Source organism: Aquilutibacter rugosus, assembly GCF_036541335.1.
Taxonomy (GTDB): Bacteria; Pseudomonadota; Gammaproteobacteria; order Xanthomonadales; family Xanthomonadaceae; genus Aquilutibacter; species Aquilutibacter rugosus.
Genome location: NZ_JAZHBO010000002.1, coordinates 864,500 through 886,486 on the forward strand (window position 1 = coordinate 864,500; position 21,987 = coordinate 886,486).

General features: G+C 59.1%; 25 protein-coding genes and 1 tRNA gene. 6 read left to right on the top strand and 20 right to left on the bottom strand.

Annotated features, from left to right (window positions below):
* Nucleotides 1-13 precede the first annotated feature (13 nt).
* The 6 genes from V3390_RS09510 to V3390_RS09535 are packed head-to-tail and all read right to left on the bottom strand — an operon-like array spanning nucleotide 14 to nucleotide 5,857.
* Nucleotides 14-1,195, bottom strand: a complete 1,182-nt coding sequence (locus V3390_RS09510; RefSeq protein WP_331704245.1) for an XVIPCD domain-containing protein — start codon at nucleotides 1,193-1,195, stop codon at nucleotides 14-16.
* On the bottom strand, nucleotides 1,195-2,154 hold the full coding sequence (locus tag V3390_RS09515; RefSeq protein WP_331704246.1) for a TrbL/VirB6 family protein: 960 nt from the start codon (nucleotides 2,152-2,154) through the stop codon (nucleotides 1,195-1,197). The genes V3390_RS09510 and V3390_RS09515 overlap by 1 nt, the downstream gene beginning before the upstream one ends.
* Nucleotides 2,151-2,945 (bottom strand): hypothetical protein, encoded by a 795-nt coding sequence (locus V3390_RS09520; protein WP_331704248.1) that lies wholly within the window; start codon nucleotides 2,943-2,945, stop codon nucleotides 2,151-2,153. Before V3390_RS09520 ends, V3390_RS09515 begins: the two co-directional genes overlap by 4 nt.
* Before the next feature lie 5 nt (nucleotides 2,946-2,950).
* On the bottom strand, nucleotides 2,951-5,224 hold the full coding sequence (locus V3390_RS09525) for a VirB4 family type IV secretion/conjugal transfer ATPase (protein WP_331704250.1): 2,274 nt from the start codon (nucleotides 5,222-5,224) through the stop codon (nucleotides 2,951-2,953).
* Between the two features lies 1 nt (nucleotide 5,225).
* Nucleotides 5,226-5,528, bottom strand: a complete 303-nt coding sequence (locus V3390_RS09530) for a VirB3 family type IV secretion system protein (protein ID WP_331704251.1) — start codon at nucleotides 5,526-5,528, stop codon at nucleotides 5,226-5,228.
* A gap of 5 nt (nucleotides 5,529-5,533) precedes the next feature.
* Nucleotides 5,534-5,857 carry a TrbC/VirB2 family protein gene (locus tag V3390_RS09535; RefSeq protein ID WP_331689923.1) on the bottom strand — a complete coding sequence of 108 codons (324 nt, stop codon included), beginning with the start codon at nucleotides 5,855-5,857 and terminating at the stop codon, nucleotides 5,534-5,536.
* Nucleotides 5,858-6,017: 160 nt separating this feature from the next.
* Between V3390_RS09535 and V3390_RS09540 the strand changes: the two genes are divergently transcribed.
* Nucleotides 6,018-6,584 (top strand): GspH/FimT family protein, encoded by a 567-nt coding sequence (locus tag V3390_RS09540; RefSeq protein ID WP_331704252.1) that lies wholly within the window; start codon nucleotides 6,018-6,020, stop codon nucleotides 6,582-6,584.
* Between the two features lie 60 nt (nucleotides 6,585-6,644).
* Nucleotides 6,645-6,721, top strand: a tRNA-Asn gene (locus tag V3390_RS09545).
* Between the two features lie 81 nt (nucleotides 6,722-6,802).
* Here V3390_RS09545 and V3390_RS09550 read toward each other — a convergent pair.
* The 10 genes from V3390_RS09550 to grxD all read right to left on the bottom strand — a co-directional run bounded on the left by V3390_RS09550 (nucleotide 6,803) and on the right by grxD (nucleotide 16,699).
* Nucleotides 6,803-7,744, bottom strand: a complete 942-nt coding sequence (locus V3390_RS09550; RefSeq protein ID WP_331704253.1) for a cation diffusion facilitator family transporter — start codon at nucleotides 7,742-7,744, stop codon at nucleotides 6,803-6,805.
* 80 nt (nucleotides 7,745-7,824) lie between these two features.
* Nucleotides 7,825-8,211, bottom strand: a complete 387-nt coding sequence (locus V3390_RS09555) for a type IV pilin protein (RefSeq protein ID WP_331704254.1) — start codon at nucleotides 8,209-8,211, stop codon at nucleotides 7,825-7,827.
* Complete coding sequence (locus V3390_RS09560) at nucleotides 8,201-8,677, bottom strand: hypothetical protein (protein ID WP_331704255.1); 477 nt, start codon at nucleotides 8,675-8,677, stop codon at nucleotides 8,201-8,203. Before V3390_RS09560 ends, V3390_RS09555 begins: the two co-directional genes overlap by 11 nt.
* A complete protein-coding gene (locus V3390_RS09565; protein ID WP_331704256.1) occupies nucleotides 8,674-9,555 on the bottom strand; it encodes a hypothetical protein in 882 nt (293 codons plus the stop codon). Before V3390_RS09565 ends, V3390_RS09560 begins: the two co-directional genes overlap by 4 nt.
* Nucleotides 9,556-9,596: 41 nt before the next feature.
* Nucleotides 9,597-9,971 (bottom strand): type IV pilus modification PilV family protein, encoded by a 375-nt coding sequence (locus tag V3390_RS09570; protein ID WP_331704257.1) that lies wholly within the window; start codon nucleotides 9,969-9,971, stop codon nucleotides 9,597-9,599.
* Nucleotides 9,972-10,073: 102 nt separating this feature from the next.
* The gene (gene ppnN, locus V3390_RS09575; RefSeq protein ID WP_331704258.1) at nucleotides 10,074-11,516 is read right to left on the bottom strand and encodes a nucleotide 5'-monophosphate nucleosidase PpnN; all 1,443 of its coding nucleotides are present in this window, start codon (nucleotides 11,514-11,516) and stop codon (nucleotides 10,074-10,076) included.
* 127 nt (nucleotides 11,517-11,643) lie between these two features.
* A complete protein-coding gene (locus tag V3390_RS09580) occupies nucleotides 11,644-14,865 on the bottom strand; it encodes a TonB-dependent receptor (protein ID WP_331704259.1) in 3,222 nt (1,073 codons plus the stop codon).
* 152 nt (nucleotides 14,866-15,017) lie between these two features.
* Complete coding sequence (locus V3390_RS09585; RefSeq protein WP_331689914.1) at nucleotides 15,018-15,617, bottom strand: YhgN family NAAT transporter; 600 nt, start codon at nucleotides 15,615-15,617, stop codon at nucleotides 15,018-15,020.
* Nucleotides 15,614-16,366: an SDR family NAD(P)-dependent oxidoreductase gene (locus tag V3390_RS09590; RefSeq protein WP_331689913.1), complete on the bottom strand. Its 753-nt coding sequence runs from the start codon at nucleotides 16,364-16,366 to the stop codon at nucleotides 15,614-15,616. Before V3390_RS09590 ends, V3390_RS09585 begins: the two co-directional genes overlap by 4 nt.
* A 6-nt stretch (nucleotides 16,367-16,372) precedes the next feature.
* The gene (grxD, locus tag V3390_RS09595) at nucleotides 16,373-16,699 is read right to left on the bottom strand and encodes a Grx4 family monothiol glutaredoxin (protein ID WP_331689912.1); all 327 of its coding nucleotides are present in this window, start codon (nucleotides 16,697-16,699) and stop codon (nucleotides 16,373-16,375) included.
* Nucleotides 16,700-16,800: 101 nt separating this feature from the next.
* Here grxD and sodB point away from each other — a divergent pair, with 101 nt between their 5' ends.
* The gene (gene sodB, locus V3390_RS09600) at nucleotides 16,801-17,379 is read left to right on the top strand and encodes a superoxide dismutase [Fe] (protein ID WP_331689911.1); all 579 of its coding nucleotides are present in this window, start codon (nucleotides 16,801-16,803) and stop codon (nucleotides 17,377-17,379) included.
* Nucleotides 17,380-17,475: 96 nt separating this feature from the next.
* Here sodB and V3390_RS09605 read toward each other — a convergent pair whose 3' ends face one another.
* On the bottom strand, nucleotides 17,476-18,627 hold the full coding sequence (locus V3390_RS09605; protein WP_331689910.1) for a 5-(carboxyamino)imidazole ribonucleotide synthase: 1,152 nt from the start codon (nucleotides 18,625-18,627) through the stop codon (nucleotides 17,476-17,478).
* 1 nt (nucleotide 18,628) lies between these two features.
* Entirely contained in the window at nucleotides 18,629-19,156 is a 528-nt protein-coding gene (gene purE / locus V3390_RS09610; RefSeq protein ID WP_331689909.1) for a 5-(carboxyamino)imidazole ribonucleotide mutase, read from the bottom strand.
* 54 nt (nucleotides 19,157-19,210) lie between these two features.
* Here purE and V3390_RS09615 point away from each other — a divergent pair, with 54 nt between their 5' ends.
* The 3 genes from V3390_RS09615 to V3390_RS09625 are packed head-to-tail and all read left to right on the top strand — an operon-like array spanning nucleotide 19,211 to nucleotide 20,696.
* Nucleotides 19,211-19,477, top strand: coding sequence for a Trm112 family protein (locus V3390_RS09615; RefSeq protein ID WP_331704260.1), 267 nt, complete (start codon nucleotides 19,211-19,213; stop codon nucleotides 19,475-19,477).
* Nucleotides 19,474-20,355, top strand: coding sequence for a carboxylating nicotinate-nucleotide diphosphorylase (gene nadC, locus V3390_RS09620; protein WP_331704261.1), 882 nt, complete (start codon nucleotides 19,474-19,476; stop codon nucleotides 20,353-20,355). Before V3390_RS09615 ends, nadC begins: the two co-directional genes overlap by 4 nt.
* Nucleotides 20,355-20,696 (top strand): DUF3301 domain-containing protein, encoded by a 342-nt coding sequence (locus tag V3390_RS09625; protein WP_331689906.1) that lies wholly within the window; start codon nucleotides 20,355-20,357, stop codon nucleotides 20,694-20,696. The genes nadC and V3390_RS09625 overlap by 1 nt, the downstream gene beginning before the upstream one ends.
* On the opposite strand, the gene V3390_RS09630 is transcribed toward V3390_RS09625, so the two are convergent.
* Both V3390_RS09630 and V3390_RS09635 read right to left on the bottom strand, forming a co-directional pair.
* The gene (locus tag V3390_RS09630) at nucleotides 20,689-21,231 is read right to left on the bottom strand and encodes a ClpXP protease specificity-enhancing factor (protein ID WP_331704262.1); all 543 of its coding nucleotides are present in this window, start codon (nucleotides 21,229-21,231) and stop codon (nucleotides 20,689-20,691) included. The two genes, V3390_RS09625 and V3390_RS09630, sit on opposite strands and share 8 nt — an antisense overlap.
* Before the next feature lie 103 nt (nucleotides 21,232-21,334).
* The gene (locus V3390_RS09635; protein ID WP_331704351.1) at nucleotides 21,335-21,973 is read right to left on the bottom strand and encodes a glutathione S-transferase N-terminal domain-containing protein; all 639 of its coding nucleotides are present in this window, start codon (nucleotides 21,971-21,973) and stop codon (nucleotides 21,335-21,337) included.
* Nucleotides 21,974-21,987: the final 14 nt, after the last annotated feature.

Sequence of the window (21,987 nt, forward strand, 5' to 3'; positions counted from 1 at the left end):
ACTCCGGGCATGCTCACTTCATGAGGTGTCTTGGCGCTTGCGGCAGCATCGCCTCGGCAAATTCGCGACCGACATTGCGCGTGTAACGCCCCAAGTCATGCATGTTGGTAACGCTTGCGTCGGCCGGCATGGACATCGCCTCTTTGACTGCAACGTAGGCCAGCAGCGCACCAGGTCCTGCGGGATTGCCGCGAATGATCGCAATCTTGACCAGATCCTTGGACACCTCGACGGCGTCGGCCTTATCAATGCCTGCGACCTTTGCCGCATATCCCAGCGCCGCACTGACATTGTCACTCAGCGGCCCCCAGACCTTCTTAGCGCCCGCTCCCAGCTGATCGACCTTTGAGCGAATCGACTGCACCAGATTTAAATCCATCTCTTTGATTTCCTGCCACTGGCCCTTGAGCGCACTACCGACTTGGTGTGTAAACCGCCCTGTAATGGGCAGCCCCTGCTCGCGCTGAAAGCTTTCAATCGCCGCCTTGGTGCGGGGGCCGGCAATGCCATCGACAGCTAAACGATTGCCGTTCTTATCACGCATCCCCAGGGCATTAAGGATGCGCTGCGCCTCGAAAACTGACACCGGCGAGTCCACCGGTGGTTTGACCTTGACGCGAATCGATTCCGACGCCGGCGCGAGATAGCGCTCAACCAGATGATCAAGCTGACCCTCCCACGCCTTTGCATAGGAAACACAGCGCTGCGCGGCCTTAACTGTCTCCGGTTGGCTCTTGATCACACCATTCACGACGCGCCGTGCACCGAACGGATCGTGAACGCCTTCGCCGATAAACCGGTCTAGGGGCTTGCCGGTGAAAATGCCATCCCGCATACCCACGACCAGAATCTTGGCTGCAATATCGGGGCGCGAGGCCAGCGACGGATTGCGGACCAGCGCGCCATCCAATCCGAGTGCCTCGTCCATTTTCTGATAATTCGATTTATGGGTGAGCTGGACGTAACCGCGTCCACTGTAGGTGGCACCACCCTCGTATCCGAGACGACGGGCCTGCCGCTCGCCATCGATTTCTCGAGTTCGGGAGAAATTGGCCGTCTCATGCTGCGCCGTACCTAGGATATAGGCGATTTGCTTTGGATCTCTGACGTTGTTCTGCAGGCATTCGCGTACGATCAGTTGCACAGACTCGTCTTTGGAAATGCCGAATTCGTTGCTGCTGTTTCTTGCTTTCATCACACTTTCCCCGGTGTCGGAATAGAAGATCGATAGATCGCGTTCCTGCCCTGCCCGAATGCCGCATGCGGCATGAACTGACCGAGCGATCCCTGAAAGAACATGGCCGCCATTGGCGGTGCCGATATGATCAGGACAGTCAGTAGCAGACCGAGGCCACCCTGCTGCAGGGCCTGATTCGTGATGCCTTCATCGAAGTTCAGTCCCGTGCCAATCTCGATAAAACGCGATGCCCAGAACGCCTCAGCAACGGCAATCGAGAGTCGCAGTGCTACGTCGGCAACAAAGCTAAAAACCGCCAGCGAGAAGAGCGTGCCGATACCGTAGTGAAGCCACTTATGGAACAGTGGCGCGGTCGAGCGGAACAGCAGCGCCATCACAAATAAGGGGCCGAATCCGACAAACAGGGCCATCGCCATTTCAAACATCAGCAACATGGCGGCAGCACTGATAGCAGGTCCGGCACTGCCAAGACCGGCCATCCACAGGGCCCTTACTTTGCGCGTTTCCAACTCGCCGTCGCCCTCGGTCTTCAGCGCATCGATGCCCGCCGTGGCGATCTGCATGTACGCCAGACTACGGTCCACGGACTTTGCTGCTGTCCCCTCCTCGCCGGTCACAACCTGGTGGATCTCGGCATTGAGATTGGTGGTGAAAAACTGATGCAACGAAACTCCGCCCACGGACATCGCCGTCGCCAGCGCGACAATCAAAGTGGCACGCATGGAGCGAAAGATGAGTCCGGTCAACGTCTCGCGCACCTGCCCGATGGCAATCAGATATCCCTGCAGCAGCACCCACAGAGTCAGCAGACTCAAAGCCAGTCCGCCAATCCAGGCCATCATCCGCCCCATCATCGCCAGCCCGAAGTCACGAATCTCGTCGCGCAGAAAGCCGTAAATCAGCTGATAGAAGCTGAATTCTCCAATGGATGGCACCTCCAGGAGCGGCAGGCTCATCTTCGCGATGCCTTTTCCAATGCCAGTTTCAGCGCAGCCGATTGAACCAGTCCGCCAATGATCGGATTGCGGCCCTGCAGCTGCGTGCGGGTTGCCATCTTCTGCAGCTCAGTCAGATCCTGCAGGTACAGGTCATAGGCTGACATCGTGGCCTGCCATTCCTGCAGGTCCTGCGCCGTGGAGGCCATGAACCGCGCGATGTCGTTGTCATTGCCGGCCAACTCGCCGGGTCGGTCACCCACACCATCGCGTGCGCTCTGCAGCTGTTCCAGCTGGCCGCTACGCTGCTTCAGACGCTGCAGTAGAGAGACGGTCGCATTGAACCGAAGGTTCTGCGCCATCACTTGCCGCGCGCACAGCTCCGCTTGCCAAGCTTTGCTGTCATTTGACGCTCCGCTCATCCGACCCATGACGCCGGCAATGACGCCGGAGATGCCCGACTGTGAGTTACCGCAGCGGGATTCGAGATCAGCATCAATTGCGCGCTCCTCAAACTCCGGTCGTGACAGTTCGCCTAGATTGCCGAAACGCCGGACACCGATCAGCTGTTTGACAATATGCTGGAGTTGGCTGGTGTTGTATGCGCTCTGCTGCGCCCATCGCAGCGCCTGTTGCTGGAACTCCGCCAGATTCAACGAACCGTTGTGCAGTTGGGTCAGCACGTTCTGCACCGTGTGGACGCTGTCCAACACCGGCAGTCCCGATGCGCTAACCGGAGTCGAGACCAGCCCTGCTGCCAGACAACAGGACCCCACCAGCGCCGCAGGTTGCATCAATAATCTTCGCTTCATTTTCATCACTCCTTGGATACGCCCGATAACACATCCAGCAGTTCGGACTGGCCATACAGATCCAGTCGGCAAACTGCACTGACTCCACGTTGCTTAATCAGAAACTGACGACTGCTTTCACCCAGACTTCTAACGCGTTCAAATTCCTCCTGGCTGAGCTTAAGACCGTTGCAGTACTCCTCTCGAGTCGCTCCCGGATTGGGCAGCAACAGTAGCGTTGCAGTCTGCTCGATCAATGACGATGCAATTGAGCTGGCAAGCGCATCGTCCGGACTTTGGGTTGCAAACAGTCCCAGACCGTTCTGCTTCCGAATGGTCTTTTGCTTGTTGCGGATAAATGCCGATAACTCTTCATGCCCATCCAGAATTCGCCAGAACTCATCAATGGCGTAGATCAGACGATGCCCATCCAGCAGCTGTTCCAGTCGAAACAGCAAGTAACTTACCAGTGGCACTCGTATCGACGGGTCATTGAGCAGATCGGTGCAATCGACACCGATAATCGGAGCGGTCTCGCCTTCGAAATAGTCGCCAGGCTGATCAAATACCCAACCCAGCGACTGGCCCTTTGTCCACCGGTGCAGGGCCGCGTACAGACACTGATCACCACGATTGGGCAGCAGCACACGCAAGTTAGTGAGTGTCCGATGCTCGGGCTCTGCCAGCGCGATCTGATCCAGCGCAATCCGAAGTTCCTGCTCTTCGAGCTGCGACCACTCGGAACGATTTGTAAGTACGGCTAGCCACTGCAGCAGGAAGCCCCGATGAGCAGGATCCGTAGCCAGCACAAGCGGATTGAGGCCGGGAGTCTGGCCGTAGCGCAATTCCAGGTACCTGCCGCCTACACGCTCAATAAACGCACGGGACGCACGATCCTTGTCGAACAGAAACAGTCGCGGACGCGGCTCCAACAGCAGCGTGTTGGCGAGTAAATAGTTCATCAGAACTGTTTTGCCGACGCCTGATTTACCGATGATCAGCGTGTTGCCCAAGACCAGTTCGCCATTGGCATCGCGGCCGGGTTCGCTCGGATGAAAACTGAAGTGATGCAACTGCCCCTGCCTTGTTCGAAAAGCACACACTGCCGGGCCCCACGGATTGCCCTCGGCCTTACCCAGATACTCGCCATGAGGTGCCGCAAAGGCCGTCGCATTTTGTGAACTGATCACGGCGACCCGGGGCCGATAGCGCCAGTTGCCGGGAAACTGGGCCAAGTACGCGGGCAACGCACCATGAGTCTCCCGCACCGACACCAATCCGTTGCGTGTCAGTTCGGCACGGGCATCGGCCAGGACCGTCTCCAATGCCTGACGACTTTCGGCGCGCACCGCCAGTGAATAGTGATACTCACCAAAAACCAGCCCGCCGCCACTCAGCGCATCCATGGCCTGATCCAGCTCCGCAATCTGCGAGACGGCGCGATCCCCCGCCGCCCATAGTCGCGACTTGGCACGATCTAATGTCGTCAGCGCCTGTTGTCGTCCCAGTGGTGAAAAAGACTGCGATTGCACGTATTCGATTGGCAGGTCTGCCAACGACGACAGCATCCCGGGCGCGGTGCGCGTGGGATACTCGCGAACCTGGAGCATGGCGCCGCAGCCGGCAGGCAACGACGTATCGGTCCACGACCAAGTCGCGGACTGCGCATCAAAAGTCCAATCGGATTCCAGCAGATGATGGCGAATGGGCCCGGCGGGAACCAGGCCAACACAATGAGAGTGCCCCAGTAATGTCGCGAGAAATCGCATTGGCATCGACATCAGCTGACCACTTTCGTTGAAAACCTGTAATCGAGAGGGGCGATACGCCATCAGGCCGGACTCTAATGCCGCCAGATGCTCCGTGTGCGTCACTAGAGCCGAATCCACAGCACGCGCACAGTCCTGCGCATTTCGCAGTCGACTCGCCCTCAGAGGCGGTGGCCGATGAATCAGTGTCAGATAATTGCGGACCGTATAGGCACCCTGCTCCTGCACCCCACGCGCGCGGCATAGGCTTCGCTCCCATATCGATGCGCTACCGGCAGGTGCGGGTGACTTGGCGATCTCCCGCCGCTTGATCTGATGGGCCCACAAGGCAAAGTGGCCATGATCAGGGCCTTTGAGCGAGCGAATCGTGCGCTCAAACTCGTCATGGTGGCGGCGCAGGTCGTCCGCCGACAGGCCTTCGGCGGGCAAACCCGACAACTCCAGAGTCGTCATCAGTTCGCCGCCGGTCAGACGAATCACGCCGGGCTCTACATGAGACGAATACGGTAGTACGTCTGCGACGGACGCCATTCTACCCACGGCGCACCTCGAGGATTGTGGCGCTTAAGAGCCACTGCCGCGATGCCAACCGATCGCTGCGCCGGAACTGCCATGACAACTGCCGGCCGAGCTGCAGGGTGTCCAGCACCGCCTCGTCATGCGCACAGGCAATACGCAATGCAGCCAACACCGGAACTGCACACAGGCCTAGCGGTATGGACACCGTAACGCCGACCAAGGCACCGCTCCCCATGACGATCAATGCGGAGATCAGCGGCACGCCCCAGATCAGTGGCTTGCGGACACAGCCTTTAAACAGCGGATCGGTCTGCATGACACTCAGCCCAGTCCGCACGAGGCCTGATTGCCGACCAGCATCTTGGCTATCTGCGCCGCCGCACCAATCAGGAGTCCGCCAACCAGCAACGGAGCCACATCGTTAAACCGCTTCTGCGCGAAGGCAATCTGATAACCGGACACGATAATGGCAATCGTGACAATCGCAATCGAGCCCAGATTGAGCAAGGTGGTGATGTTGTCCAGAAAGCCGCACAGTTTTGTGCGTGTTTCGTCGAGTCCGCCGCTGCTTTGGGCTTGCGCGCCAACTGCATAGAACAACACAACGGTACCGGCTACAGATTTCAAGTGCTTACAGTGTTTCATGGCATTTGCTCCCTCAAGTTCTCACGGATGCAGGCTGCCATGCCCCCATGAGGGCAACAGCCATCCCTTTCGTATCGGCGATGAGCGCGGCAATGCCTCCGATCAACGTCACGCCGGTGTATCCGCACACTCATCGCACCAGGCACGCTCACATTCCGATATGCAATTGGGCACTTTGCCGATGGCAGGTGCTGTGCCGCGAGCCAATGATTCGGGTATGAATATCGACTGCAATGACGACGAGTCCGGACTGACGCTCCTTGAACTGACCACCGCACTATTGGTGCTGGCACTTGTGTCCGTCTATAGCGTGCCGTCGATGACCAGGTGGAAAGAGCGCCTGATCCTGGACCAGGCCGTCAACGGCGCCGTAGCCGCCATTCGCTGGTCACGTGCGCTGGCCATCGTCGAACACCAGCGGATGCGTCTATGTGCTTTGGATACAGCCGAACTGTGCGGTCCATTTGCCGCCGGGCAATCCCGTTGGAGGGTTGCGCCGGAGCTGTTGCCAACCGACGTTCGGCATCGTTTCAGTCTGCCGCCCGGCTACAGCATTGTGGGGCCGGATAGCCGGCCCGGAATCCTGTTCCAGACAGACGGATTCACGCCCGGTAGCAATCTGACGCTGAAAGTTTGCAACGCTGAAAACGCATGGCGCCGAACCATTGTGATCAGCAATTCTGGCCGTGCCCGCCTGGAAACACCCGCTGCCGGCGCGGTTTGCTAGTTTTTCAGACAAGGGTGTTGACTGGGCTGAAAAACAAGATAAAATAGTCAGCCTTACCCCGCCCGAATAGCTCAGCCGGTTAGAGCACTTGACTGTTAATCAGGGGGTCGTTGGTTCGAGTCCAACTTCGGGCGCCAAGTATTTGAAAAAACCCGCAGAAATGCGGGTTTTTTTCGTCTAAGGGAAACAGTTTCCCCGTTTGCGGCCGACGGTTCCGGTCAGTGCTTTTCCAGGCGAAGGCCGCCCGGCGGATCCACCTGCACCGTGACGTGATCGATCGAGTACTGCTCCTGCAGCCAGGCCGCGGCAATGCCGGGCAGCGCGAGCGGATCTGCGCCCGGAGCGGGCGTCACGTGCACCGAGGCGATGCTCGAGTCGTCGGTCAGGGTCCATGCGTGAAAGTGGCCTGCCTCCGCGATGCCGGGCAAGCTCGCCAGACCGGCCTGCGCCACCTCGATATCCAGCCCTTGAGGTACGGCCTGCAACAGCACCCGTACCGAGTCGCTGACTAGCTTCCAAGCCGATCGGACCACAAGCAGCGACACGAGAACGGACAACAGCGGATCCAGCAGCGTCCAGCCGGTCAGCAGAATGCCGATAGCCGCCGCAATGGCACCCACCGAACCTAACAGGTCGCCGATGATGTGCAGATAAGCGCCGCGGAGATTGCCATCATTACGCTGTCCTTTCGCAAGAATGAAGGCGGCCAGCACATTGACCAGTAAGCCAATCACGGCAACGGTCAGCATGGGCCCTGCCATGACCGGAGCAGGCTCCCGTATGCGCTGAATCGCTTCCCAGATGATCCAGACCACCAGCAGAAGCAAGCCCGCACCATTAGCCAAGGCAGCGAGTACGCGGACACGCTGAAATCCGTAAGTTCGGTGTTTGTCCGCCGGCTTAGCGGCGATCCTGTAGGCCACCAGCGCCAGCAGGAGCGCAGCGGCATCCGACACCATGTGGCCTGCATCGGCGATCAGTGCCAGCGAGCCTGCAAGCCATCCGCCAACGGCTTGCACCGCCGCATAGCCCAGAGTCAGGCCAAACACCCATTTCATGCGCCGCGCGTTGTCCACCGTGACTACAGGCGCATGGTGGTCATGGCCATCGTCGTGGCTATGGCCGTGCTCGTTTTTGTCGGAATGCGCTTCTGGAGCCATTACTAAGTGCCGATCCGTCGTGCCTCTACAGTATTAACTACTGTAGCTGATGGCGGGCCTGTTTGCGTCCATCGAGGTGACTAGCGGCATCCTGATCCGTCATCCGGCGTGGCGGAGACATCGCCAAGAACATTGACTTGCAGTACTGAACAGGCGCGTGCCTGGATGCGTGCCGACTTGGGTAGCGCCTCGTATATGGTGGCACCGGAAGCGGTCAGCTTGCGGAACTGGTACCAGGCAACCTGCTGATTAACGCAAGTCGGCGTCATATCCGCCGTTGCAGCGGCCTGGGGGTTTAAGCGCTGATCTGACAGCGCATAGCGCAATAGACAGGACTTAGCAGCCGTAATCCGTCCCCTGTCAACATGTCGGACGTACCCGCCAATGGCAAAGCCGGCAATTGTGATCATCAGGGCCATCGCCACCATTAGCTCCAACAGAGTGAAGCCGGCTTGCTTAGTCTTCATAGCGCCTTCCGTAGTATTGCCGACCACCGGATGCGTCGATACGCATCCAGCCCACGGTCCGATCCGTGCGCGTTTCGCTGCGACGAACCGAGGTAATCCACCACCAGCGCTCGCCCGACTTCTCACCTAGGTACTCAGCAAGGCCGCGAACATCGGGATCAATACCCAGATCACGGCCCAGAGACCAGGACTGATTAACTGTCACGTAACGCGCCGATACGCCGCTATTCTGGCCGCAGAGTCCGTTGGTGCAGATACCCGCCACACCGGTGTCGCCGAAACTCACCGCATCCGCAGTGGCCAGCCAACCGATCCGCAGTTGATTTCCTGCAGACAGAGCAGCAAGTTCGGCACTAGTGAGCTTGGTCAGCATCCTTGAGCTCAGGATGGTCTGCAAGGACAGCAGTGAGGCCAGTGCCAGCAGCATCAATACTGCCGGCAGAACAAATCCACGGTCATCGTTCATGAATCACCCGTCCGCATCTGGATCTGCTTGCCGTCCAGTTCGACCCGAACATGCCGAACCCAACGCGGATTGACCGCGTCCCGAAACGGCTTAAATTTCAGGTCTGAAATGCCATCGACAATCTCGACCGGCGTCGTTGATGAGATGAAACTCGATCCCATTCCGCTGCGAAACAGAGCCGGACGCCACTGATGATTGAATCCGATGTACCAGCGGAAGCCTTGCATGGAGTACATTTGTCCGCGAAGCGGCTCGCTATTGGGACAACTTCCGCCGGAACCTGTCGGAGCCGGTGCAATGCAGTACCTGCTGCCCAAACAGTCGGCAACAAGGTAAAACGCATCGTTGCAGTTCATTCCCGCTTCAAGAATGTAGAAGCCACGGTGGGCGATCTGATTACTGAAGATTCCCGTGACCAACCAGGTCGTCAGGTCCGATGGTGTGCAATGCACAGCGACTGCGCCCACTTCGATGTCTGGCGGCACATCCAGCACCACCTCCGCGTGTGAATGCAGCTGTGACTGCACTTGCCCGGAGGTTGGAGCCACGAAAGCAATATCCAATAGTTCCCCTACCCCTGTGTATGCCCCGACCGACGTCCTCGGTTCCACCAGCGGTGAATCCTGTTGCGCCCGCACTGCAATGCCCGTCTCGTACAGCTTTAGCGGCATCCCCGTGGAAGTGCCCCGTTGCTCGTGCCAGACCGTGGAATCGCCGCACAGGCCGGATACAGCGCGCGACATATCCCGACTCATCCGTTCCATTGAAACGTACTGATCCAACATGCGGAGTGCGGAGTCTCTTACACGATCATTGGCCGATTCAATATCCCGCACTAGGCCGACTGCAATCAGCAAGGTTAAGGTTCCCAGTGCCAATCCGATGATCAGCTCCAGTAGCGCTGAGCCTGACTCGCGATTCATTGCAGGGTCCTGATCAACTGGTCGGGCTCGGCGCCCCAACGGGCGGCGCCGGTGCAGACACCGCGCTCGCAAGCCACGCTGACACAGATCTGCGCATCAATAGGCTCCGTAAGCATGAGTGCTGACTGCAGCCCCGTCCCGCAAGTCATCCCGACGATATCGTTGCCGATGGCCAGTCCGGAGCGAAGATGGCGAATCGCTGTGTCCGCGCGCTCAACCTCGCGCACGGTGGCATTGGCCTGCAACTGGGCGCCAATAAGCGCGACCGCACTCACAGACAGGAGCACCATCGCGACGAGCGTCTCAATCAGCGTAAAGCCCGCGTCTTTGCGGGATCGAGCTGCACCACCGGGAGCATGTGTACGTTTCATGCCGTCAGTCTGAAAGCACCATGGCGTGAGCATGATCCAAACAAAAGAGCGCACCGACCGATGCGCTCTTTTGGCTGACCAACGGGGCAGCAGGACAATGCGTTAGCGAACGACCTCGTAGCACGGGGTGTATTCGCCGGAGATCTTCATGCGACGTTGCGCCACGAAACTGCGCAGCAGCGCATCAAGCGCATCCATCATCTGCGGATCGCCATGGATCCTGAACGGGCCGTGCATCTCGACCTCGCGCAGGCCTTCTTCCTTGACGTTGCCTGCCACAATGCCGGAGAACGCGCGGCGCAGATCGGCGGCGAGATCGGACGGCTTACGGCCGTAATGCAAATCGAGCGAGGCCATGTTGGCATGCGTCGGCGCAAACGGCTTCTGCAAGTCCAACGGTATATCCAGCGACCAGTTAAAGAAGAAGCTGTCCTTGCTCTGGATGCGCGACTCACGCACTTTGCGCACGCCACTCTTCATGTACTTGGCCACAGCCACCGGATCGTCAACGATGATGCGGTAGTGCTTGGTTGCATCTTCGCCCAGGGTGGCGCGAATGAACTGATCGATCTGCTCAAAGTATGCTGCGCTGTCCTTGGGACCGGTAAAGACCAGCGGGAACGACAGGTCGGCATTCTCTTCGCGCGTCAGGATACCGAGCAGATACAGGATCTCCTCGGCCGTACCGGCACCGCCCGGGAACACGATAATGCCGTGCGCCATCCGCACGAAGGCTTCAAGACGCTTTTCGATATCCGGCAGAATGACCAGCTGGTTGACGATCGGGTTGGGCGACTCGGCCGCAATGATGCCCGGCTCGGTCAGACCGATATAGCGCGGACGCTGACGGCGCTGCTTGGCATGTGCAATGGTCGCACCCTTCATCGGGCCCTTCATGGCGCCCGGTCCGCAACCGGTACAGATATCAAGGCCGCGCAGGCCCAGCTCATAGCCGACTTGCTTGGTGTAGATGTACTCGTCGCGCGAGATCGAGTGACCGCCCCAGCAAACGATCAGGTTCGGATCCAACGGCACCAGCGAACGGGCATTGCGCAGAATGTCAAACACACTGTCGGTCAGGCCCGCGGTAGTGTTGAGATCGCGGCGCGTGTCGGCGCCCAGCTCGGTAGCGGCGTAAGCCAGATCGCGGACAACGGCGTACACCAGCTCGGCGACACCACGAATGATTTCACCATCAACGAAGGCCTGAGCCGGCGCGTTGTGCAGATCAATGCGCAGGCCGCGATCCTGTTGGGTGACCTCGATATCAAATCGGTTGAAGATCTCTGCGGCAGCGCGCGGATCGTCGGAGGTGGAGCCCGTGGTCAGCACCGCCAGTGCGCAACGCTTCAGCAGTTCATGCATGCCGCTGGCAGAAGCGTCACGCAGGCGCGCCACTTCATCGCGCGAGAGAATGTCGAGCCCACCCTTGGGATACAGATGCGTGGAGACCGTTGCGTGGGACCCGGGCGACGGCGATTTCTCGTCTTGCGCGTCTTCATCGGCAACTGCGGCGGGATCGGGGGTATTAGCTTGATTGGTCATGAAAGCCCTCTTTCGTGTTTATCGTCATTTATTCAGGTCATCTACCTTAGCAAACCGAACCAAAAAACAGAAACGGCCGGGTTGCCCCGGCCGTTCTGTGTGTTGCTGCGGATCCTTACAGGTTCGATTAGAACTTGTAGCGGAAACCGGCTTGTGCGCTCCACTGCGAAACACCGACGTTGAAGCCGTCGGCGTCGGCGTTAGCCGGCGAAGGTGCTTGCGGCGAGGTGAAGTTGTACACGTACTTGCCGCCATCAATACCGACGATGGAAGCCACGCCCGTGTTAGCAAAGAAGCCGTAGTCCATGATGTGACCCCAGTCCTTGTTCAGCAGGTTGCCGATGTTCTGGATATCCAGCCAGATTTCCGACTTGTGACCTTTGAACAGGCCCGGCAGCTCTTGCGAGATGCGGACGTCAAACGTGTGAACGAAGCCGGCGCGACCCGAGTTTTGCGGGGCGTATCGACCCTTCCACTTGGCCAGATCCTTTTCGCCGTCAAGCCATTGGAAGAAGGCCGTTTCCATTGCGGCGTTGGCCACATACTTGCCGCCCGTGATGGCGCCGAACTTGACATCGCCAGGTGCGGCCGGCACGTAGAACAGGTCGTTGAAGGTACGGGTGTCGCCGTTCACGTCGTTAAAGTAGACGTAGCTGAACGGACGGCCGGTGCGGCCTTCGTAAACCACGCCAACGCTGGTGTTGTAGTCACCGAAGAGCTTGTGACGCCAGTTCAGCTGACCGGTGAAGCGGTGCTTGATTTCGTAACGGGCAGTCGACAGGACTTCTTCGTTGGCATCGAACAGGTAGTTGTAGTTCCAACCCGAGCTCGCGGTAGAGCTGGTCAGACCCGAAACTTCCTTGGCGTCGGTGTAGGTGTAACCGGCGTACCAGGACCAGTCGCTCTTGCTGGAGAACGGCTTGTTCAAGCTGAAGGTCATCTGGTTCGAGTAACCCTTGTCCGTGCTGTCCAGCAGGTACACGGTGTCGAACGAACGGTTACGCAAGCAACGGTTGCTGCTCGAGCCCCAGCCCGACAGCTGAGCGGTACAGTTTGCACCGGTACCCCAGAACATGTCGCGGCCGTCCGGACCTTGATAGACCGGCTGGCCCAGGTTCAGGTTCTTGTAAATCAGAGCCGACTTGACCTTGGTCATCAGCAGTTCGGTCGAACCGATGATGCCGTACCACGGCAGCGTGGTTTCGAATGCCAGATTAGCCTTCCATACGGCCGGCTGCTTGAAGTCAGGCGAAACGAAGTTCACGTTCTGCAGCGCGTTGGTTGCCGATGCAGGAACCGATTGCTTGGTGCCGTCACCATTGAACGGCAGCGCCGGGTTGTACGTGGTTTGCGTGTACTGGACGTAGTTCAGACCCGTGGTGTTGTACGAGTTGCTGAGCCACACTTGCGGCGCATCACCCGAGAACAGACCGATACCACCGCGGATTTGCGAAGGCAGTTCGGTTTCCAGACGGTAGTTGAAGCCGAAACGCGGTTGGAACAGACCGGACATCGGGACGTTGCTGTTGTCCAGGCCGAAAGCCGTTTGCGCCGTGGCGTTGTAGGTCGGCTTGGTGTTGACGTCAGCCTTGTCGTAACGGAAACCGTAGTTGACGGTCAGGTTCGGGGTGACCGACCAGGTGTCCATAGCGTAGAAGCCAAGCGAGTTGTACTTGTACTTGGCAGCCATGTCGTCAACGCTCGGGCCCGGCTTGGGCGTACGCAGGTTGTACGTATACCACTTGCCGGCTTCGAAATCGTTCAAGTTGCGGAACGTGTACAGACCGAAGATCTGCGGTGCATAGATGTTGTAGATATCGTTCGAGCTGAAGTCGATACCGGCCTTGATCTTGTGCTCGCCCAGATCCCACTTACCGGTCAGGTTGGCGTTCCAGGTCTTGGTGAAGAGCTGGTTGGCCTGCGAGTTGGTTTCGGTACCCAGCCAGATCGAGTCGCCGCTCAGCGCCGTTGCGGTGCTGGCCACGTTGTAGATCTGCACGCTCGGAGCGTTAGTCGGGATGTTGCGGATGGCGGCGTAGTCACGATACGAAACCTTGGCTTCGGTCGAGAACGTATCGGTCCAGTCGGAGAACAGCTGACCGACATAAGTGTCGATCGACTTGTCGTGCTGGTACCAGTATGAGCTCAGCGAAACCGAGTTGCTGCCCATGCCGTTGATGCGCAGCTTGCTTTGATCCAGGTGCGAATAACGGAACGAAGCGCGATGGTTGTCGTTGACGTTCCAGTCGATCTTGGCGGCGTATTCTTCGAGATCCATGTCACCGGTGGACTCGAGCGTACCCGCATCAATACCCCACTTGCTCTGGGCGATAGTGGCGGCACGGGTCAGCATGTCGGTGGTGATGGTGGCATTGGTCTTGCCGAGCGCGGTGCTGCTCAGATCAGCGCCCGGTGCGCCTTGGTGGAACTTTTCATAGTTCACGAAGAAGAACAGCTTGTCCTTGACCAGCGGACCACCGAGGGTTGCACCGTAGGTGTATTCCTTGGTGAAGCCCTTGAAGTCCTTGTCCAGCGGGTCCTTACCGAACCAGTCGCCGTCACGGAAGTTGCCGTACAGCGAACCGTGGAAGTTATTGGTACCCGACTTGGTCACCGCATTGACCACTGCACCGGTAGCGCCGGTGATTTGTGCGTCATAGGACGACACTTCGACGTTCATGGCTTCGATGGCATCCATCGAGACCGGCTGACGGCGGGTGGCCATGTTGTTGCCTTCGAGACCGAAGGTGTCGGACGAGGAGATCCCGTCAACTTGGACCGAGTTGTAACGCGGGTTTTGACCGCCGGCCGAGATCGAACCGGAAGCGCGATCAACGAAAGCGACGCGCGGGTCAAGACGCATGTAGTCCTGGATATTACCGCCGACCGACGGCAGCGATTCAAGCGTCCGGCGGTTGATGGCAGTGCCGGAACCCATCTTGGTGTTGTTGAAGATCTGGCGACCTGCACCCGACACGCGGACGGTACCAACGCTAACGGCGCTCGGCGTACCGCCGCCGGCCGTCGTGATGTTCACGGTGTTTTCATTCGAGACCGACAGGTAGATGCCGGTTTCGGAACCGCCGGTGGTGGACACCGTGTACGGGCCGCCTACGCGCAGGCCCGAAGCTGCATAACGGCCGCTGGCGTCGGTGGTGACGCGAGTCGACGTATTGGTCTCGGTGTGAGTAATGGTGACGACTTGGTTAGCAACCGGACGACCGTCAGTACCAACGATGACACCATTGAGACCTGCGGAGGTGGTTTGAGCAAACGCAGGTGCGGCAGCAAGGGCCATCACCAGAGCGAGCGACAGCTTCGACACGTGCATACGCTTCGAATGAGACATTTGAGTGAACCTCAGAGGGGAGTGGTAATGAAACAGGGGACAACGCAAAGCCGGCCGGCAGGCCGCGCAGTTAAATATAGGTTAACATTTTATGGGTGTTTTGTTGCGGTTCAGTGACAAAAAGTCATGAATTAAGAACAACTTGCCGCCGATCAGGTCAGTGGAATGGCCCAGTAGGAGCGGACGCCGTCGACCAGCATCTGGACCGACAGGGCGACCAGCAGCATACCCATTAGGCGCTCTACTGCGGTCAGGACGCGCTCGCCCAGGATCTTGTACAGATAGGTGGCGCAGAACAGGATGATCGCGGTAGCCAGCCAGGCAATGCCCAGCGCCAGGCTCCACTCCCACATCCGGGTCTTGTCATCGCTGCCCAGCAGCATCACCGCCGCCATACCCGAGGGTCCGGCCACCATTGGGATGGCCATCGGCACGATAAACGGCTCCCCTGCCTCACCGGCGCCGCCCATGACGCCCTCCGGCGGCGGGAAAATCATGCGTACACCGATCAGGAACAGGATGATGCCGCCCGCAATGGACACGGATTCCTGCCGCAAATGCATGGCTTCCAGCAGATAACGGCCACCCCAAAGGAAGACCATCAGCACGCCTAGGGCAATCAGCAGCTCGCGGGCAATGATGTAACGCTGCCGGCTCGGCGAGATGCCCTTGAGCAGGCTCATGAACACCGGGATGTTGCCCAGCGGATCGAGGATCAGGAACAGCATCAGGGCCGCGGAGAAAATGGTCACAGCGACGCTCCAATGATCTGACCGTGGTGGTTGCCGCTATTCAAGGACTGCACCAGTACGGGCGCGACATCGGCAGGGTTACGGGTTTGCGGACTCGGATCATCGGCATAGGCTCGCGAGCGCAGCATGGTGCGCATCGGGCCAGGCATGAAGCCTAGGACTTGAATCGACGAATTTTCTCCCAACTCGCGCGCCTGCATTTGCACGAATTGGCGGCGTGACAGCTGCGCCAGACCGTAGCCACCCCAGAACGGATTGCTGACGCGTTCGGCATCATCAACTACGACCATCACCTTCGAAGGCACCCCGGTCCGCTCCGCCGTGTCGCGCAGCAACGGCTGGGCGGCTTGGGTCAGCCACGCCATCGACGTGAAATTGACATGCAGCGCACGGGCCAATTTGGCGGGGTCGAGTTGGTTCAGCGGAGTCAGGCCTTCGAAATTGGCCGCAGCATGGACGATGGCATCCAGGCGACCCAGTTGCGAACCGATGGCCTGCATGAGTTCGAAGTAATCATCGGGCGAGGCGCCTTCGAGATCTAAGGGATACAGCACGGGTTCGGAACCGCGCTTGATCACGGCATCGTAGACGCGCTCCAGCTGACGCACTTTACGTCCGAGCATGATGACAGTGGCACCCTGCTCCGCCAGTTCGCCGGCAACGGCCGCGCCCAGACCGCCATACGCTCCCGTTACCAAGACAACCGGATTGCCTGCGGTGGTGCCCGCCACTTGTTGCTGCTCAGTCATTGAATCTCACGCGGCCTTATCGAGTTCGGCAACGATGCGTTGTAGCTCACCGCTGTCGAGCAGCTCGGCCAGAATGTCCGCGCCGCCAAGCAGCTCGCCATGCAGAAAAAATTGCGGAAAGGTCGGCCAGTTGCTCAGTCGCGGAAGATTAGCGCGCAACTCGGCATCGGCCATGATGTTGACGTAACGGATGTGGCCGTGGCCGGCCTTGTTCAGCGCATTAACCGCCTGTGCCGAGTAGCCGCACATGGGGAATTCAGGCGTTCCTTTCAGGAACAGGATCGCATCATGCTCATCAATCAGCTGACGAATGCGGTCCAAACTGGATTTCACTGCGATCTCCCTCACTAACGCTCGCTCCGACGGATTGACGCGGCGACAACGTGGTGCCGTTACAATGGGCCATTGTACTACTTCGACCAAGGAGCTTACGCATGGCCATTGAACTACCCGCACTGCCCTACGCCCAGGACGCCCTGGAGCCGCATATCTCCAAAGAAACTCTGGAATATCACTACGGCAAGCATCACAAGACCTACGTCGATAATCTGAACAAGATGATCGAAGGCACCGAATTCGCCGACAAATCGCTTGAAGACATCGTCCGCAGCTCGCAAGGCGGCATGTTCAACAATGCAGCCCAAGTCTGGAATCACACCTTCTACTGGAACTGCCTGTCGCCCAACGGTGGCGGCGAGCCGACCGGTAAGGTGGCCGATGCCATCAACGCTGCATTCGGTGACTTCGACAAATTCAAGGAAGAGTTCACCAAGACTGCAGTCGGCACCTTCGGTTCGGGTTGGGGTTGGCTGGTGCAAAAGGCCGACGGTTCGGTCGCACTGGTTTCGACTTCGAACGCTGCAACGCCGCTGACCGGCGACGATACGCCGCTGCTGACCTGCGACGTGTGGGAACATGCTTACTACATCGACTACCGCAACGCCCGCCCGAAGTATCTGGAAGCGTTCTGGAACCTCGTCAACTGGGATTTCGTCGCCTCGCAAATGCGTTGAGTTGAAAGACCCTGCGGTACTTTTCATATACCGCAAATCAAAAAGCCCCGGCATTGAGTCCGGGGCTTTTCTGTTTCGGTACGGATGAGAAACGAATTAGTAATCCTTACGTAAACGGTCAATCACCGGTGCCACTTGGTCCGATCGATTGAGCTGCTTGCCGACCGTCTCGAGCACTGCTGCCAACTGCTCCGGCGTATCTGCACGCACTGTGGCATGACCGACTTTACGGCCTGCTCGTGCAGACTTGCCGTAATCGTGCCAATGGCCGCCTTGTGCCTCAAGGATTGGCGTCGGATCGGGCATTGCGCCGATCCAGTTGAGCATGCACGACACGCCGCGTACATCGGTGGCGCCCAGCGGTAAATCAAGTACTGCACGCAAGTGGTTCTCGAACTGCGAGGTCTCCGCGCCTTCGATGGTCCAGTGACCTGAGTTATGTACGCGCGGCGCCAGCTCATTGGCAAGCAGCCGATCGCCGATATTGAACAGCTCAAGCGCAAACACGCCCACGTAGTCCAGGGCATCAGCGAGTTGTCGCGCATAGGCCAAGGCCTGTTCGTGGACCGAAGGCGTCACCGGCGCCGGTGCGAGTGACGCAGAGAGCACACCTTCGACATGCCAGTTCTCGGTTAACGGCCACGCGCGAAATGCGCCCGACGGCGTGCGCACCGCGATCACCGAGAGCTCACGGTCAAAGTGCACGAAGCCCTCAAGGATCAGACCGGTGCGTTCGACTTGCGCACCCAGTGTGTCCCAGGCAGCTTGAATATCAGCCTCGGTGCGAATGCGGAACTGACCCTTGCCGTCATAACCCAGACGTCGCGTCTTGAGAATGCAGGGCATGCCGAAATCACGGACGGCATTGCGCAAATCATTGAGCGATTGGATGTCGCGGTAAGGCGGCACATCAATACCCAACTCAGTGAACAGCGATTTCTCGGCGAGGCGGTCTTGCGCAACGGCTAATGCACGCGGCTTGGGATACACCGGTTTACGCTCAGCCAACCACGCCGCGCTGGATGCGGGCACGTTCTCAAAATCAAACGTGGCGACATCAATGCGTTGCATGAAATCGCCCAGCACCTGCAGGTCCGTATAGTCACCCATCAGCATCGGAGCGAACTGCCCGGCGCAGGCATCTTTGACGTTGTCCAGCACCAGAAAACGAAGGCCCAGCGAGGCGCCGGCTAAGGCCATCATGCGAGCCAGCTGACCGCCGCCGAGAATACCGACTGTGGTGGTCATATCAGTTCGGGATCTCGATGCGCGGATCGTCGTTCGCCATGACGTCTTGCGTTTGGCGATCGCGGAATGCCTGCAACGCGGCGGCTACCTGCGGGAAGTCCGGGGCGAGCATGGCAGCGGCAAACAGACCGGCATTGGCGGCACCGGCGGCGCCGATGGCAAATGTAGCGACCGGAATACCGGCCGGCATCTGCACAATGGACAGCAGCGAATCGAGTCCGTTGAGCGCCCTGCTTTGCACGGGGACGCCCAGCACGGGGACGGTGGTCTTGGCGGCCAGCATGCCCGGCAGATGCGCAGCACCGCCGGCGCCGGCAATGATCACGCGCAAACCGCGTTCCTGCGCCGTGGCGGCATAGTCAAACAGCACGTCGGGGGTGCGATGAGCGGAGACGACGCGCACTTCGTACGGGACGCCCAGCTGATCGAGGCGATCGGCCGCGGGTTTCATGGTGTCCCAATCGGAGCGGGAACCCATTACGATGCCAACCGGCGGTGCAGCGTTAGAGGTCACAAACGGCGAAGTCATGGCCAGCCCTGTCACTAAAACGGTATTCTACTATCAACCGATTGGAGAGACATCATGGACCGTAAACTGCTCGATTTGCTGGTGTGCCCGGCAACCCGCCAGCCCCTGCTCAAAGCCAGTGCCGAGCAACTGCAACGGCTGAACGCCGCCATTGGCGCCTGCACTGTTAGCGATCTCGATGGCCAAGCCGTCACCGGCCCGCAAGCCGAGGCCCTGGTGACCAAAGACGGCAAGACGATCTATCGCATTGACGATGGCATTCCGGTGCTGCTGCCCGAATCCGGCATTGCTACCGCAACCATTACCGGTTGGGCCGCATGACCGAACGCACGGCCGGGATTCCGCTGCCCCCGCAGGCAGAGATTGATCAGGACGTACGCGAGGCCCTGCGCGAGGACATTGGCAGCGGCGATGTTACTGCTGCCCTACTCCCCGACGGCCCCGACACGGCGTATCTGCTCTGCAAGGAAGATGGCGTTCTGGCCGGTAGTGCCTGGTTCGAACAATGCCATCGCGAGCTGGATCCAAGCGTCACTTTTGACTGGTACGCACAAGATGGCGATCGCATCCGTCAGGGCACCGTGCTGGCGACTCTGACCGGCCATTCGCGCGCACTGGTCTCCGCCGAGCGCTCCTCGCTGAATTTCCTGCAGACCCTGAGCGGCACTGCCACGGAGACCCGCCGTTATGTCGATCGGCTCGAAGGCACTTCGACTCGCGTTTTGGACACCCGCAAAACCCTACCCGGCCTGCGGCTCGCACAAAAGTACGCAGTCCTGTGCGGCGGCGGTCTGAATCATCGCATCGGTCTGTATGACACCGTGATGCTCAAGGAAAACCACATCCGCGCGGCCGGTGGAATCGGAGCCGCGGTAGCGCAGGCAAAGGCGCAATTTCCCGGTATCCCTCTAGTCATCGAAGTCGAGACGCTCGATCAGCTAGGCGAAGCACTGGAAACCGACTGCACGCGCATCCTGATTGACGACTTCCCTGCTGACATGCGCCGCGAGGCCGTACGTATTGCAGCCGGTCGCATTCCGCTCGAGGTCTCCGGTGGCGTCAGCTACGAAAATCTCACAGAGATTGCTGCCAACGGCGTCGACTACGTATCCGTCGGTGGTCTCACTAAGCACGTGCACGCTTTGGACCTGAGCCTAAAACTAGGTCCCCCGCCCGCACAATTTCCAAAGGCCAGCTAATGCTGCAAATTATTCTGCTGATGATTGCCGGTGCCGGTCTCGTTTCATTCTGGAACGGCAATCGGGCGGCCGCCGAGTATGCATACACGCTCGGGCGTCGTGCGTGCAGCGCCGCGGGTGTCCAGTTTCTCGATGATTCCGTGCACGCCAACGGCTATGCGCTACGACGAGACGACCGTGGCCGCCTGGGCTTTGACCGCAAGTTCCGCTTTGAATTCTCAAGCAACGGCGCCGACCGCCACGCCGGTGCGCTCATCGTGCGCGATGGCAAGCTCGTGTTCTTTCAGGGACCGGAGCGCGTTGCGCCCGTCGTCGTCCCTTTACGCCGCGATTCTATTTAACGACGCGTAAAAAGCCCTTGCCGCGCGGCGGTGTTGGCGAAGTTGGCGGTGCATCCGGATCGGGTGCGCCTTCGGTCCCGATGTCGTCGTTGCTGAGCACGGTTAGCGGCACACGTGCAGGCGGCTCGGCACGGTCGGTGGCAAGCTCCGCATCGGACAACAACTCATTCTGGAGGCCCTCATCGTAGTAGTCGTCAGCGGCATCGGCGGGCTCCGGCGTGGCGAGCGGATCCTCGGGGATCATCATGCCCTGCCCGTTTTCACGCGCGTAGATGGCCAAAACGGCATGGATCGGCACCCAGATGTCGTGCGATACGCCGCCAAACCGCGCGGAGAAATGCACGAAATCCTGATCAATGCTGAAACCCATCACAGCTCGCGGTGCCACATTGAGCACCACACGTCCATCCTGCACTGCCGAAGGCGGCACCGACACGCCGGGTGCCTCGGCATCGACCAGCAAATGCGGCGTCAGGCCGTTGTCACAGATCCACTCATGCAGCGCACGAATCAAATATGGCCGATAACTGTTCACGGGTTGCTTGCTACCAAATTCATCACTACTAAACTCTACCTGATTCCGGCCGAATACATTGTGAAAAAAAACGGCCCTTGCGGGCCGTCTTTAACTGATGCGCTTAGAAGTTCGGCACTTCGCGCAGGCGTTTCTCCTGATCGGTCAGCGACCGGATAAAGCCCGGGTTGCGGAAGATGCGGTTACCGTATTCCTCGATCACCTGACCGTCCTTAGGCAGAGTCACTCCCAGCGATTCAAGACGCCAGATGATCGGTGCCATCGCACAGTCGGCCAGGGACATTTCCTGGTTGACAAAGAACTTGGTCGCCTTGAACAAAGGAACCGAAGCGGCCAGCAGTTCGCGCAGACGCTTACGTCCTGCTTCCTGCTGCGTCTTGTTTCCGGCCAGGATGGCATTGACGTGCGGCAGCCATTCGAGCTCGATACGCAGCATCGCCAGACGCAGACGCGCACGTGACGGCGGATCGACCGGCATTAGCGGCGGATGCGGATAACGCTCATCAAGATATTCCGAAATCACCGTGGCGGGATACAGAACCATATCGCGTTCCACTAGGGTCGGCACCGAGTGGAACGGGTTGAGATGGATCAGATCCTCGGGCGGGTCATTCGGATCGACAGGAAAATAGTCGAACGCGACGCCTTTTGCCGCCAGCACCAAACGGACTTGGTGGCATTGCACGTCATTCGGAGCGGAGAACAGCGTCAGCACGTTCCGCAACCGATTGGTAAGGTTCATCATTTCCTGTGCCA